The organism is Afipia sp. GW823-FHT06G09 (assembly GCF_058794875.1).
The window spans coordinates 56,925-72,085 of the sequence record NZ_JBXAHF010000008.1 but is presented as its reverse complement, the minus strand read 5'-3'; the positions used below and the strand labels follow the sequence as shown (position 1 = coordinate 72,085).

The 15,161-nt window shown below is 56.4% G+C and carries 10 protein-coding genes; 5 read left to right on the top strand and 5 right to left on the bottom strand.

Annotation, left to right across the window (positions count from 1 at the left end; all coding sequences use genetic code 11):
* Positions 1-274 precede the first annotated feature (274 nt).
* The 4 genes from AC1Q67_RS25290 to AC1Q67_RS25275 form a co-directional block, all read right to left on the bottom strand.
* Positions 275-460 carry a hypothetical protein gene (locus tag AC1Q67_RS25290; protein ID WP_492237923.1) on the bottom strand — a complete coding sequence of 62 codons (186 nt, stop codon included), beginning with the start codon at positions 458-460 and terminating at the stop codon, positions 275-277.
* A gap of 193 nt (positions 461-653) precedes the next feature.
* Positions 654-2,252: an MBL fold metallo-hydrolase gene (locus tag AC1Q67_RS25285; RefSeq protein WP_492237925.1), complete on the bottom strand. Its 1,599-nt coding sequence runs from the start codon at positions 2,250-2,252 to the stop codon at positions 654-656.
* Positions 2,249-3,166: a ribose-phosphate diphosphokinase gene (locus AC1Q67_RS25280; RefSeq protein ID WP_492237927.1), complete on the bottom strand. Its 918-nt coding sequence runs from the start codon at positions 3,164-3,166 to the stop codon at positions 2,249-2,251. Before AC1Q67_RS25280 ends, AC1Q67_RS25285 begins: the two co-directional genes overlap by 4 nt.
* Before the next feature lie 8 nt (positions 3,167-3,174).
* Positions 3,175-4,716 (bottom strand): thymidine phosphorylase family protein, encoded by a 1,542-nt coding sequence (locus AC1Q67_RS25275; protein ID WP_492237928.1) that lies wholly within the window; start codon positions 4,714-4,716, stop codon positions 3,175-3,177.
* A gap of 139 nt (positions 4,717-4,855) precedes the next feature.
* Between AC1Q67_RS25275 and AC1Q67_RS25270 the strand changes: the two genes are divergently transcribed.
* Positions 4,856-5,002: a hypothetical protein gene (locus AC1Q67_RS25270; protein WP_492237930.1), complete on the top strand. Its 147-nt coding sequence runs from the start codon at positions 4,856-4,858 to the stop codon at positions 5,000-5,002.
* Between the two features lie 517 nt (positions 5,003-5,519).
* Here the strand turns inward: AC1Q67_RS25270 and AC1Q67_RS25265 are convergent.
* Entirely contained in the window at positions 5,520-6,224 is a 705-nt protein-coding gene (locus AC1Q67_RS25265) for a helix-turn-helix domain-containing protein (protein WP_492237932.1), read from the bottom strand.
* Between the two features lie 200 nt (positions 6,225-6,424).
* On the opposite strand from AC1Q67_RS25265, the gene AC1Q67_RS25260 reads away from it, so the two are divergent.
* The 4 genes from AC1Q67_RS25260 to narJ are packed head-to-tail and all read left to right on the top strand — an operon-like array spanning position 6,425 to position 15,151.
* Positions 6,425-9,169 (top strand): nitrate/nitrite transporter, encoded by a 2,745-nt coding sequence (locus AC1Q67_RS25260; RefSeq protein WP_492237934.1) that lies wholly within the window; start codon positions 6,425-6,427, stop codon positions 9,167-9,169.
* Positions 9,170-9,180: 11 nt separating this feature from the next.
* The gene (locus tag AC1Q67_RS25255) at positions 9,181-12,927 is read left to right on the top strand and encodes a nitrate reductase subunit alpha (protein WP_492237936.1); all 3,747 of its coding nucleotides are present in this window, start codon (positions 9,181-9,183) and stop codon (positions 12,925-12,927) included.
* Positions 12,924-14,444: a nitrate reductase subunit beta gene (narH, locus tag AC1Q67_RS25250; RefSeq protein WP_492237938.1), complete on the top strand. Its 1,521-nt coding sequence runs from the start codon at positions 12,924-12,926 to the stop codon at positions 14,442-14,444. The genes AC1Q67_RS25255 and narH overlap by 4 nt, the downstream gene beginning before the upstream one ends.
* On the top strand, positions 14,444-15,151 hold the full coding sequence (narJ, locus tag AC1Q67_RS25245; protein ID WP_492237940.1) for a nitrate reductase molybdenum cofactor assembly chaperone: 708 nt from the start codon (positions 14,444-14,446) through the stop codon (positions 15,149-15,151). Before narH ends, narJ begins: the two co-directional genes overlap by 1 nt.
* The last annotated feature ends 10 nt before the right edge of the window (positions 15,152-15,161 follow it).

Sequence of the window (15,161 nt, the reverse complement as noted above, 5' to 3'; positions counted from 1 at the left end):
GCGAGCCTTTCCAAGTTCTTGCAGGGATGCTTCAAGGCTTGCAATGTCCAAAACGAAGGCTAGTTCAAAAAGTCTTGCTTTAAGCGCCATCTGGCGCATCTCGAGGCACATAGGCGCAATAAATGCAGCGTTCTAAGCGCGGGTTGGCATGACCGATGTCGGAGCAGGCGGCAGGGGCGCAACATCCCAGTCACCGATAGAGCCGACGGCTAATCGAAACGGTGATGGGTATGATTATGTTTGAGGTTAGATAATACGCAGGTCAAATTGGAACCTAAGACTGCTCAGCGTCTGTTTCGGTGCCTCTTGACCTATCGCTTTGGACCGCTGGATTGGGAATCTGCCTCGCCTCTTCATCTGCGAGAAGTTTGCGAATGACGTTCCTCTTTTCCTCGTCCTTTTCTTCCTCAAGCAGCTTTCGATAACGCCGTATATTCTCGTTGTGAATGAAGCGTTCCATGACGCCGCTCCAACGGGTGGAAAGCCTTAATCTCAGCAGCGGTGGGGAAAATTTCAACTCACAAATTCTAAACGGCGGGTGGATTAGCTACCCAATTCGCATTTAGCCGTTTGATGAATTCGCGCATTTAGATAAATGATTACAGCCGCTTTAGCGGGCCGTGTTGATGCGCCGCGCGGGCTGACGGCCTTTTTTAAGCTTCATCGTCGAGCGCTCGCCGCAATCGCCTGATAATGACGCCGCGCGCCCGGTCGTCCGCCGCATCGTCGATCTTTTCGTTGATGTCCAGGATGAGCTTCGACATATCATTGTGCCAATCCAGCTTGACGACGGCATCGGGTGTCAGGCGCCGCCTTCGCGTCGAATCGATAGATTTCGGGACGGGCCCCATCAGTTCGTAGACCTCGTCCAGCACCGGCACATGAATACGGGCCTCTGGAAAGGCGTTCCGCCCAAGCCGCTGCTGCAGGCCCGTCAGCGCATCATCTTCTCCATGGACTAGGAAGAGACCCCGGCGAATTGGGCGCCTGTCAGAAATCCACTGTTCGAGTTCTGGTCCGTCGGCGTGACCCGAGTAATCGTCCATCGATCTGATCCGGGCCGCGACGTGAACTTCTTCCCCCTGGATGCGTACGGCCTTTGCCCCATCCCAAAGGAAGCGGCCGAGAGTTCCCTGTGCCTGAAATCCAACCAGGAGCACAGTCGCATTGCGGCGCCATAGCCAGTTCTTGAGGTGATGCCGGATGCGGCCTGCGTCGCACATGCCACTCGCTGAAATGATGATGTGAAACCCAGAGAGTTTCTCAATCGCTTTACTCTCGTCGGATGTTTCGGAAAAACGTAAATGCGAGGACTGCAGGATCTGCGAGATATCGACTCCGCCATCAAGTTCTGATGCATGTTGACGGAATACCTCCGTTGCCCGGATCGCCAATGGAGAATCGAGAAATACTAAGCCGGCAGGCACTTGTTCCCGTTCCATCAAGTCGATGATGTCGACGAGTAATTCCTGAGTGCGTTCCACCGCGAACGAAGGAATGATCAGGGCGCCGTTGGCGGCAGCAGCGTCGGAAATTTCCTTCGCGAGCCTTTGACGACGTAACACGTTTGATGTCGGCGGACGATCAACATTGCCGTAGGTTGACTCGGAAATGACGTAATCAAACTCCGCAGGAGCGTGCGGCGGTGGCTGCAAAAGCTTGACGTCGGGTCCTATGTCTCCGGACATGAGTATGCGTAGGGGAGAGCCTGACTTCGCCTCGTCGGAAATCTCAAGTTCGATCGAGGCTGAACCGAGCAGGTGCCCCGCATTCCAGTAGCGTGCGCGAACTCCTGGAGCCGCATCAAACCAGGTTTCGTACTCGACCGGCTGAAATGAAGCGAGCGACGATACCGCATCGGATTTCGTATAGATCGGAGAAATCGCAGGCCTGCCGCGAGCGAGATTTCGCCGGTTCAATGTGACAACCTCCATTTCGTGAATACCGCCCGCGTCAGGCAGCATGTAGGAGCACAGATCAATTGTTCCCCGGGTCGCCACAATGCGACCCGCGAAATGCTCTTTCACCAGCTTCGGCAACAGGCCACTGTGATCTATGTGAGCATGGGTCAGAAGAACGACATCGAGGTCTGAAGGCCTGAAGGGAAAGTCGCCGTAGTTCAATGCCTTCAGCGTTTTTTGGCCCTGAAAGAGACCGCAGTCGATCAGAAAACGAGCTCTGGTTGTTGTAAACAGATAACATGATCCGGTGACGGTGTGAGCGGCACCGCAAAACTGGATGGTCACACTCATGATGACGAGCCCTTCTCTACACCTTCGCCAAATTCATTGCGCAAAGCGTCAGCGAGCGTGGAATCGAGAAAGACGACATTCGTTGGATGCTGTACGCTGTCAGTTGACCGGATGGAACGAATGCCGGCTTGGACGAATTCACCAATCCGGCTTGCGGGAAACAGCGCATGAGTGACGACGGCATCGATAGCTTCAACGCCAGCGGATCTAAGGGCGCGTGAGCAAGCCATCAATGTGCCGCCGGAGGACACGATATCATCGACGAGCAGAGCAGGGCGTCCGCGAAACTCCCGGTCTGGAAGAGTGATCCTTACCGATTGATCGCCATCACGGGTCTTCTCTGCGACAGCAAAATCGAGGCCCAGTCGACCGGCAAGATTCCTTACCCAATTCCGGGATTCCTCATCGGGCCCAAACACGACGGTCGCAGGATCAAGAGGCAAGCCTTGCAAATAACTTGCTATGGCTGGTGCTGCAGACAAGTTTTCGGCTTCAATCGACTTAAAAATTGAGCGGATGTCTTTTATGCGGTGAAGATGAGCGTCAATGGTAATTACCCGGTCGAAAGTCCCCGACAGAAGTTCCCCGACGACCTTCTGGCTGAGGGCTTCATTTCTGTGAAACGCAGCATCTTGTCGCATGTAGCAAAGATACGGCGCGATGAGTACTAACCGGGTTGTACCATTACGATGCAGAGCTTCCGCAGCCAGCAGTAGCGAGATCAGTTTCTCATTTGGCTGGTCGAGCGATGCATGGATTATGGTCGTCTCAGCCGCAGCGGCCGCAGTCACGCGCAATTCGCCGTCTGGAAATCGATGAATGTCGATTGGTCTGGCGACCAAGCCCAACCGTAAAGCCAGGCGTGTTGCGGGTCCCGCCGAACTTTCAATGTATTGAAGGCAAACTCTATCCATGAGGCGCCTTATCTGATTGTGAAGCCGGAATTATCGGCAGCAGCCTGGATCGCGAGATCGTATCCCGAGGGATCGCATGAATAGATTCGATATAAGGGCTCCGTTCGATAAACGTGTTCGCCGATCTTTTTTATAATTTTGATTCCTGCTCCTTTGTCGATTGGCGCACCCGCTGTACGCGCAATACGATTTATTCTTAAGCAGTCAATTTCGGCCACGGTGCCGTCTGTTCTTGCGAGCACATCACTTTGCATAGGGCCAGGCTCGGCGGCGCAGACGGAGGGGCCCTGCGCGGCAATTATGTCTCGCATTTTTTTCAAGGCTGCGCCGCTCTCCAGAAGTTCGCGCGCTCTGGAGTAGCCGGCGCCCCCTCGCAGATCCGGATCATATTCCAACAGTTGCGCGGCAAGTGTCAGTGATTTCTCCCGCAAATCCGCCGGCGCATCCTGTCGGTTCTCCAGAACGGCCATGACATCGTCAGCCTCGAGTGCTGGGCCGATGCCGTAACCTACCGGCTGGCGGCCGTCGGTGGTGACGACATCGACTGCGATACCGAAACTTGATCCGACAAGCTCAAAGAGTTTCCGGAGACGCAGTGCATCGCCTACGTTTGTGACTTTCGACGAAGGACCTATGGGAATATCGATCAGCAGATGTGTAACGCCTGCCGCCAGCTTCTTCGACATGATTGAAGCAACCATCTGCTCATTTGTATCAAGACTCAGCATGCGCTCAACGGAAATCAGGATATCGTCAGCAGGAGAGAGATTGACGTGCCCGCCCCAGATCAGGCAGCCGTTACAGCTCGCAACAATATTCTTCATTTCCGAGATGCCGATATCGACACGCGCCAGCATTTCCATGGTATCTGCGGTCCCTGCCGGCGAAGTGATCGCGCGTGACGATGTCTTCGGTATTGGCAGTCCGTGCGCCGCCACGATCGGAACAACGATCATCGATGTCCGGTTGCCGGGAATGCCGCCGATGCAATGCTTGTCGACGACAATATTTTGCTGCCAACGAAGTTGCGTTCCGGCCGCCGCCATCGCGCGGGTCAGTGCGAGCAATTCCTCTGTTGTCAGAAATCGGGCGCATCCAATCAAGAACGCAGCAATTTCCACATCGGAGTAACGATAGTGGACCAGATCATCGACGATGGCTTGAATCTGCCGCGGATCCAATCTGTGTCCCTCAATCTTGGCGCGAACGGCATCGAGGCTGGCTGGCAGCGGGGCGGGGGAGATGCTTACGAGCGTGCCCTCAGGCTCGTTCAGGCGGCGAAATGCAGGAGCGGCGAGGCCGAGTTCATCCGAACCCACGACAGCGTCGTCGTCAGTTATCAACAAGGTTGCGAGAAGCGACTTGTCTCCGCAACGTAGCTCAATCCTGCTGAATCCCCGGAAGACGTCCGGACGCAAAGCATGAGAATGCCGTGATACGATCACGACATTCTCTCGGCCCGTGTCGATATTCGAGAAGCGAATCTTGAGCCGGGAGCGCGGAATTGTGCCGGACGGTGCAACCAAATGTTCCATGCTTAAAAACAGCATGTTCCGTCAGACCGTATCTGATCCAAATCAATGTTGTCGCCGGTCGCTCCTCGCTCCCAAAGGCTGACTTCTTGATATGCGTCAATCCCGCGACCGGGGAGGGCGCACACTCCTCATTATCGGCTTTCTGGAGAATTGCATGATTAAGGATATCATTCTCAATATCGAGCAAGATGCAGTGCGGGATCATGCAAGTGACTTTGCGATGTCCATTGCGGAGCAATTTGACGCTCATATTGCTGGAATCGCATTCGCCTATACTTCTAGCCACCGCACCGTACGTTAATGCAAATTATAACGCATACCGTTTTGTCGAGAATTTGTCCGTCTACATGATACGAACCCCAAAGCGGTGGTTGAAATTTTAGAGCGAATGCTTGGGGCAAGCAGTCTATCGTATGATATGGACGATAAGTTGAAGCAACTGCTGAGAAGACTCTCATCCACTGGCGAAAAAGTATTTGCCATAAGGGCGGCAGAACGATTGAGCAAGTCTCTTCCGGAAATGCTTGAGTTATACAAGTCACTCGTCAACTAGTGAACCGGAGTAGTATTGGCATTACGATTCCAGCATTCAATCGAGAATATTGATGCGTCGCTGACCCGTTACGATCCAAGCGCTCGGTAGACCGAAGCTCGCCCGATTCTGTCGAAGCTTTGCAACGATCTCTTCAGCCGGATGCCTCTTCCTCGCCATCGATCTCATCCCCCATCCGAAAATCATACTTGAGGACCACTTTAAAGGGAGCAGATCAACCAACCTCTGCGGAAATACTTTGGAAAACCAATAATCGTCGTGTGTTCTACGATGTCGGATCGTCGATGAGCCACTGTGGACGCGCTAAGACGGCGAGTTGATCCTTGTCGTCGATCACGATCTCACGCCCTCGAATCCGGACACCGTGGTCCGTCAGATATGCGAGATTTCGCGACAGGTTTTCCCGCGTGGTGCCGATATGCGAGGCCAACGTGCCGCGGTCGAACGGAATAACGACGTTTCCTTGATGACTGTCCTTTTGAGCCTCAGCCAATATCCAGTTGGCAAGCCGTTCAACGCTAGATCTTGCCATGTATCCTTTGAGCTTCTTGACCGATCCGCGGTAAGCGAACGCAAGTTCCTTTGCGACGATACGTGCAAAGGCAACGTCCTTATCGAAAATTTCACGAACCCGCTTTGCTGGGATCAAAAGCACACGCGATTCGATCAAGGTTCTTGCCGAGTTCAAGTACGGTTGGTCACTGACGATAGCTGCGAGAATGAACGTGGAAACCGGACTGACCAGAGAGATGCCCCATTCTGCGCCATCCTGCTCGGTATAGATCTCGGCGAGACCGTCGATCAGCACATGCAGGAAGTCGGCTTGAGCCCCCTCGTGGATCAGGTCGATGCCAGCAGGAAATTGCTGGAGCAGCGCAGCATCCAGCAAACCCTCCAGACTTGTCGGGCTCATTTCGGAGAACAGCGGCAATTCCTGCAACTGTTGGAGCTCATGGGGACGCAACGGCATCGCTCCGTATCAAGGTTGCCGGGATATTGTGATGTTTATCAATTGTGAGTGCAACAAACATCATTTCATAATGTGTATAACGTCAAGCAACAATGCCAATTTTTATATAAGTCACGGCTGATGACCTCAGCTTGATCCAGCGCAAATCAATTCCGGCCCTGAGAAGTGATCTCCAATCCATACAGGTTTGGAGATGCACTATGAACGGGTCAAGTCCAGTCGATACGGCTCCAGGTCGAGCGCTTTGGCTTTCGACCGTTGCCTTCACGATCTGCTTTGCGGTTTGGACGATTTTCTCGATCATTGGCATCCGCATCAAGCAGGAATTAGGTCTTAACGAAACCCAGTTCGGGCTTTTGGTCGGCACGCCCATTTTGAGCGGCTCGCTGATCCGGCTGGTCCTCGGCGTGTGGACCGATCAATACGGTGGCAGACGCATTTACACGGTTGTCATGCTGGCGGCGGCGATCGCAACTTACATGCTGACATGGGCTCATACCTATCCGCAGTTTCTGATTGCAGCACTCTTCGTCGGGATCGCCGGCGGCTCGTTTGCGGTTGGTGTCGCCTACGTGTCTCGTTTCTATCCGGCAGGCAAGCAGGGGACGGCGCTCGGCATTTTCGGCGCGGGGAATGTCGGAGCTGCGGTCACCAAGTTCGTGGCGCCGTTCGTACTGGTTGCTTACGGTTGGCAGACCGTTGCTCAGGTCTGGGCGCTGGCGATCGGCGCGATGGGCATCATCTTCTGGCTGTTCTCACAGGAGGACCCCGTTGTTCTCGAACGTCGCAGAAATCATGAGAAGCCGAAGAGTGCGTGGCTGGAGCTTGAGTCGCTCAAGAACATCCAGGTCTGGCGTTTTTCGCTCTACTACTTCTTCGTGTTCGGTGCGTTTGTCGCCCTTTCGCTATGGCTGCCGCAGTATCTGATCAACGTCTACGGCGTGAACGTCAAAACGGCGGGCATGGTCGCGGCCATGTTCTCGTTTCCCGCCAGCGTATTCCGTGCCTATGGCGGACATCTGTCGGACCGATATGGCGCGCGGCGGGTGATGTACTGGACATTCCTCGTCGGCGTAATCTGTACTTTCATCCTGTCCTATCCGCCAACCGATTACATCGTGCGGACCGTGTCGGGGCCGGTGAGTTTCCACATGGAAATGGGCCTTGTGCCCTTCACCGTTACTGTGTTCGTGCTCGGCTTCTTCATGGCGCTCGGCAAGGCGGCCGTGTTCAAGCACATCCCGGTTTATTATCCAAAGCACGTCGGCGCTGTCGGCGGACTTGTTGGTATGATCGGCGGACTCGGCGGATTCGTGCTTCCGATCGTGTTCGGCGTGTTGAGCGATCTCACGGGGCTGTGGACGAGCTGCTTCATGCTGCTGTTCGTTCTGGTGGCCGCATCGCTTGCCTGGATGCATCTTGCTATCCGGCAGATGGAGCGCGGTGCTTCTGCCGAAGCGCTGAAAAAGCTGCCCGAATTGCCGGAAATGGTAGAAATCCATAAGCCGGAACATATCGGTGCTCTGTCCGGAGCCGTGCTGACCGACTGGCGTCCCGAGGACAAGACGTTCTGGGATACGACCGGACGGGCTATTGCGCGGCGCAATCTATGGATATCGATCCCTTCACTGCTGCTCTCGTTCGCGATCTGGCAGGTGTGGTCGGTGGTCGTGGCGAAACTGCCGGCGGTCGGCTTCAAATTCACCACGGCCGAGTTGTTCTGGCTGGCTGCGTTGCCGGGCATTTCCGGCGCTGTGCTGCGTATTTTCTATTCGTTCATGGTGCCGATCTTCGGGGGACGGTTGTGGACCACGCTGGCGACCTGGTCATTGATGATTCCGGCTGTCGGCATCGGCTATGCCGTGCAGAATCCGTCGACACCTTACGCCCTGTTCCTCGTGCTTGCGCTGCTGTGCGGGCTGGGCGGAGGAAACTTCGCTTCGTCGATGGCGAATATCTCGTTCTTCTTCCCGCGCTCCGAAAAGGGCAATGCTCTCGCGCTCAATGCGGGGCTCGGCAATCTCGGGGTCAGCACCGTGCAATTCGTGGTGCCGCTTGTGATTACGGCGGGTGTGTTCGGCTGGATTGGCGGCGATCCGGCTATGGTGACGAGTGGAACGCAGCAGACGCCGCTGTGGTTGCAGAACGCCGGCTTCATCTGGGTGCCGTTCATTGCCGTGAGTGCTTTCGCTGCATGGTTCGGGATGAACGACATCGCCTCGGCGCAAGCGTCCTTCGCTGACCAGGCTGTTATTTTTCAGCGTAAGCACAACTGGATTATGTGTTGGCTCTATACCGGTACCTTCGGTTCGTTCATTGGCTACTCGGCGGGCTTCCCGCTGCTGGCAAAGACGCAGTTCCCCGCAATTGATGCTCTGCCGTTCGTCTTCCTGGGACCACTGGTTGGTGCCCTGTCGCGCTCCGCGACCGGCTGGATCGCCGACAGGTGCGGTGGGGGGCGCGTCACGCTGTGGGTGTTCGTGGCGATGATGATCGGGGTTGTCGGAATTCTTTACTTTATCGGCATCAAGGATCAGCCGGGAGCGTTCTGGGGCTTCTTCGCCATGTTCCTGTTCCTGTTCTTCGCGACGGGCGTTGGCAATGCGTCGACTTTCCAGATGATCCCGAACATCATGCGCAAGGAGATCGATCGCTTGATGCCGGGTGCCGATGTTACGACACGCATGCGTCAGGCAGAAAAGGAATCCGCTGCAATTACCGGCTTCACGTCAGCCATCGCAGCGTTCGGCGCATTCTTCATTCCGAAGTCTTACGGCACTTCGATCGATCTCACCGGCGGCGTGCAGGCGGCGCTATGGGGTTTCTTCTTCTTTTACGTCACGTGCGTCTTGATCACTTGGGTCGTCTACACCCGCAAGGGCGGCCTGCTTTATGACATCGAACGGCGTGGCGCAGCGACGTCCGTCACCCAGCCAGCTCAGTAAGGAGAGAAACGATGAGCCATTTTCTTGACCGGCTTACGTTTTTTACACGCGCGAACGCCGAGTTCGCGGACGGCCACGGCATCACGACGACAGAAGATAGATCGTGGGAAGACGGGTACCGAAAGCGCTGGCAGCACGACAAGGTCGTTCGCTCCACACATGGGGTCAATTGCACGGGTTCCTGTTCGTGGAAGGTCTACGTCAAGGGCGGTATTGTCACTTGGGAGACTCAACAGACAGATTATCCGCGGACTCGGCCCGATCTGCCCAACCACGAGCCGCGGGGATGCGCACGCGGCGCAAGCTACAGCTGGTATCTCTATTCCGGAAATCGCGTAAAGTATCCCCTGGTACGTTCCCGGCTGCTGAAATTATGGCGTAACGCGCGGGTGATGATGACGCCGGTCGCGGCGTGGAGATCGATCGTCGAGAATCCCGAGAAGCGCGCGTCCTATACCAAGAAGCGGGGTCTCGGCGGTTTCGTGCGCGCGAGTTGGGACGAGGTCAACGAGATCGTTGCCGCGGCGAACGCCTACACCGTCAAGAGTTACGGGCCGGATCGCATTTTTGGTTTCTCGCCAATTCCGGCGATGTCGATGGTGAGCTATGCCGCCGGTGCGCGCTATCTCTCTCTGCTCGGTGGCGTGTGCATGTCGTTCTACGACTGGTATTGCGACCTGCCGCCGGCGTCCCCGCAGACTTGGGGTGAGCAGACGGACGTGCCGGAAAGCGCAGACTGGTATAATTCGGGCTTTCTCATCTTGTGGGGCTCCAACGTTCCGCAGACACGTACGCCGGATGCTCATTTCTATACCGAGGTTCGCTACAAGGGCGCCAAGAGCGTCGTGATCTGTCCGGATTATTCCGAAGCGTCGAAATTCGCCGATCTGTGGGTATCGCCGAAGCAGGGTACCGACGCCGCCCTTGCCATGGCAATGGGCCACGTCATCCTGCGTGAATTCCATATCGACCGACAGGCGAAGTACTTCAACGATTACGCGCGGCAATACACCGACATGCCGATGTTGGTGCGTCTAGTAAAGCAAGGCGAGTACTATGTTCCGGAGCGCTTCATCCGTGCATCCGATTTCGACAAGAAGTTGGGTGAGACCAATAATCCGGAATGGAAGACCGTCGCCTACGACGAAAATTCCGGTGAGATCGTTGCGCCGAATGGAACGATCGGATTCCGGTGGGGTGAGAAGGGCAACTGGAATCTCGAGGAGAGAACGGCTGACGGCCGGAAGACGAAACTTCGGCTGTCGCTGATGGACATCCAGGATGGCGTTGCTTTGGTCGGATTTCCGTATTTCGGTAACCGCGAGCACGATCATTTCCTTGGCACCGATCACCCGGACGTGTTGATGCGCAACGTTCCGGTGAAGACGCTCCAGCTTGCGGACGGCGAAACGGTCGTCGCATCGGTGTTCGATCTATTCGTTGCCAACTACGGCGTCGATCGGGGCTTGGGGGGCACTCATATCGCCGAGAACTTCGACGACGTGGAGCCTTACACGCCGGCCTGGGCGGAAAAGATCAGCGGCGTGCCGCGCGATCAGATCATCACGGTGGCGCGAGAATTCGCGTTGAACGCCGAGAAGACGGGTGGTCGCTCGATGGTGATTGTCGGCGCCGGTCTGAACCACTGGTACCACATGGATATGAATTACCGCGGAATCATCAATATGCTGGTGATATGCGGATGTGTTGGCCAATCGGGTGGTGGCTGGTCGCACTATGTCGGACAGGAAAAGCTGCGGCCGCAAAGCGGGTGGCTGCCGTTGGCTTTCGGCCTTGACTGGAACCGTCCGCCTCGCCAGATGAATTCGACTTCCGCGTTCTACGCACATACCGACCAGTGGCGTTATGAGACGCTGGACGTAAAGGAAGTTCTGTCACCGACTGCGCCGGCAGGTCCGTGGGATGGCGCATTGATCGATTATAATGTGCGAGCAGAACGCATGGGCTGGCTGCCGTCCGCTCCGCAGCTTCAGGCCAATCCGATCGAGGTGTCCAAGCAGGCCGCAGCTTCCGGACTGGAGGCAAAGGATTATATCGCGAAGGCCCTGAAATCGGGCGAGTTGAAGCTCGCCTGTGACGATCCGGATAATCCGAAGAACTGGCCGCGCAACATGTTTGTCTGGCGTTCCAATCTCCTCGGAGCATCCGGCAAAGGTCACGAATATTTCCTGAAGCACCTGCTTGGCACCAGCCACGGCGTGATGGGCAGGGATCTCGGCAAGGACGGCAAAAAGAAGCCGGCCGACGTCGTGTGGCACGAGGACGCGCCAGAGGGAAAACTCGATCTTCTTGTCACGCTCGACTTCCGCATGTCCACGACCTGCATGTACTCGGACATCGTGCTGCCGACCGCGACCTGGTACGAGAAAAACGATCTCAACACGTCTGACATGCATCCCTTCATTCATCCTCTGACGGCGGCGATCGATCCGGTGTGGGATTCGCGCAGCGATTGGGACATTTACAAGGGCATTGCCAAATCGTTTTCCAAGGTTGCACCTGAAGTGCTTGGTGCTGAAAAGGACATCGTCCTCACGCCGATCATGCACGATACGGTGGGAGAAATCGCACAGCCCTTCGACGTGAAGGACTGGAAGAAGGGCGAGATCGATCCGATCCCGGGCAAGACCATGCCTGCAGTCACGGTGGTCGATCGCGACTATCCTAACATCTACAAGCAGTTTACGTCGCTCGGGCCGTTGATGGGCAAGCTCGGCAACGGCGGCAAGGGCATGACTTGGAATACCGAGCATGAAGTCGACCTGCTCAAGCACCTGAATGGCATGGTGACCGAGGAGGGGCCGAGTAAGGGCCTCGCGCGTATCCATACGGACATCGATGCCTGCGAAGTCTTGTTGAGCCTCGCGCCGGAAACCAACGGGGAGGTTGCGGTCAAGGCCTGGAATTCGCTCGGCGGCTTCACCGGTCGCGATCATGCCCATCTCGCGATACCGAAGGAGGATGAAAAGATCCGCTTTCGCGATGTCGTGGCGCAGCCGCGCAAGATCATTTCGTCGCCGATATGGTCCGGACTGGAGTCGGAAAAGGTCTGTTACAACGCCTGTTACACCAACGTCCACGAACTGATCCCGTGGCGGACGCTTACGGGCCGCCAGCAGCTTTATCAGGATCATCTGTGGATGCGGGCATTCGGCGAAGGCTTCTGCGTCTATCGTCCGCCAATCGACACCAAATCGGTCAACGCCGTGATCGACCGCAAGCCGAACGGCAACAAGACGATGGTGCTGAACTTCCTTACGCCGCACCAGAAGTGGGGCATTCATTCCACCTATACCGACAATCTGCTGATGCTCACGCTGTCGCGCGGCGGACCGATTGTCTGGATCAGCGAAACCGACGCGAAAGGCGCGGGCATCGTTGATAACGATTGGATCGAACTCTTCAACACCAATGGAGCGCTGGTGGCGCGCGCGGTGGTCTCCCAGCGCGTCAAGCAGGGCATGTGCATGATGTATCATGCCCAGGAGAAGATCGTGAACATGCCGGGCTCCGAGCAGACCGGTCAGCGCGGCGGCATACACAACTCCGTAACTCGTGTCGTGCTCAAGCCGACGCATATGATCGGCGGATACGCTCAGCAATCCTATGGCTTCAATTACTACGGCACGGTGGGCTCGAACCGCGATGAATTTGTCGTTGTTCGCAAGATGGCAAGTATCGACTGGCTCGACACGCCGCTCGCCACAACCAATCCCGCCCTGGAGGCTGCAGAATGAAAATCCGGGCCCAAATCGCAATGGTGCTGAATCTCGACAAGTGTATCGGATGTCATACTTGCAGTGTGACCTGCAAGAACGTCTGGACCAGTCGGGAAGGCATGGAATACGCATGGTTCAATAACGTCGAAACCAAGCCGGGCATCGGATATCCCAAGGATTGGGAAAATCAGGCGCGCTGGAAAGGAGGCTGGACGCGCAAGCGCAATGGCTCGATCGCACCCCGAATCGGCGGTAAGTGGCGCGTGCTGGCGAATATTTTCGCTAATCCTGATTTGCCTGAGATCGATGACTACTACGAGCCATTCACCTTCGACTATGAGCACCTTCAGAAGGCTCCGGAGATGGCGGCGATGCCGACCGCCCGTCCGCGCTCGCTCATTTCCGGCGAACGCATGGAAAAGATTGAATGGGGTCCGAACTGGGAAGAAATTCTCGGCGGAGAGTTTTCCAAGCGTTCGAAGGATGTGAATTTCGAAGGCGTGCAGAAGGAGATTTACGGCCAGTTCGAAAACACCTTCATGATGTATCTGCCGCGGTTGTGCGAGCACTGCTTGAATCCGGCTTGCGTTGCTGCGTGCCCCTCGGGCGCGATCTACAAGCGTGAAGAGGATGGCATCGTCCTGATCGATCAGGACAAGTGCCGCGGCTGGCGCATGTGCGTCTCGGGATGTCCGTACAAGAAAATCTATTACAACTGGTCGTCCGGAAAATCGGAGAAGTGCATTTTCTGCTATCCGCGGATCGAGGCTGGCCAGCCGACCGTGTGTTCGGAAACCTGCGTTGGCCGAATCCGCTATCTCGGCGTGGTGCTTTACGACGCCGATCGGATTGCCGAAGCAGCCAGCATGCCTGACGAGCGCGATCTTTATCAGGCGCAGCTTGATGTTTTTCTGAATCCCGCCGACCCGGGGGTGATCGCGGAGGCGGAGCGGCAGGGCATTCCCCATGCATGGCTGGAAGCAGCCAGGATATCGCCTATCTGGAAAATGGCGATGGAATGGAAGGTGGCGTTTCCGCTGCATCCGGAATACCGCACGCTGCCGATGGTGTGGTACGTCCCGCCGCTGTCGCCCATCACCTCCGCCGCGTCTGCCGGCAAGATCGGCTCCGACGGAGAAATGCCCGACGTCAAGTCACTCCGTATTCCAATAAAGTATCTCGCCAACCTGCTGACCGCAGGGGACGAGAAGCCGGTGACGCTCGCGCTGGAACGCATGCTTGCCATGCGCGCCTTCATGCGCGCGAAGACGATCGACGGGGTCGTCGATGAGGCGATTGCCCGGCGGGTTGGGCTGAAAGCCGAACAAATCGACGAAATGTACAAGATCATGGCGATTGCAAACTACGAAGATCGGTTTGTCATTCCGACTGCCCATCGCGAAGTCGGCGCCGATGCTTACGATTTGCGCGGCTCATGCGGCTTCACGTTCGGTAACGGATGCTCGGGTGGCGAAACCGAGGTGAATCTGTTCGGTTCGCCGCGCAAGGACAAAACACCGATGGAGGTTTTGTGATGAAGACCTTTAAAATCCTTTCGGCGCTTCTCACCCATCCCTCCCATGATCTGATTATGGCCGCCCCGGAATTCAGAGCAGTGCTGGATTCGGAGAACCTCGTGCCGGCCGCCCAGCGGGGCCCGCTTCACATCCTGATCGATGAAATCGCAACTGGGGAGCTTTACGACCTTCAGGAGGACTACGGCCTGTTGTTCGATCGCACCCGTACGCTTGCCCTGCATCTGTTCGAGCACGTTCACGGTGAAAGCCGCGACCGGGGGCAGGCCATGGTCGATCTGAAGAAGCTCTACGAAGATGGCGGCTTTTCCATCACCGCCACCGAGTTGCCGGACTTTGTTCCGCTGTTTCTCGAATTCCTGTCGACGCAACCCGTGGCCGCGGCGCGTGATCTGCTCGCCCAGCCGGCACATATCCTGGCCGCAATGGCCGAGCGGCTCGGCCGGCGCAAGTCCAGCTATAGGGCTATCTTCGACACGCTTGTGGCGATCGTTGCCGAAGCGCCGCAACGGGCGATTGTCGATGAACTTCTGAAAGGCCCCGATCCGGATCCAATGGATTTCGTTGCACTCGACGCTGCGTGGGAAGAAGAGGAGGTTAGATTCGGCCCTGGCACGCAAGGTCAGAGTGCGTGCGGGCATGAAAGCCTCGCCGCGCGCCTTCGTCATGCCACGCGTGCGATCAAACCCGCGCCGTCAGCCCAATAAGGGAGGCAAC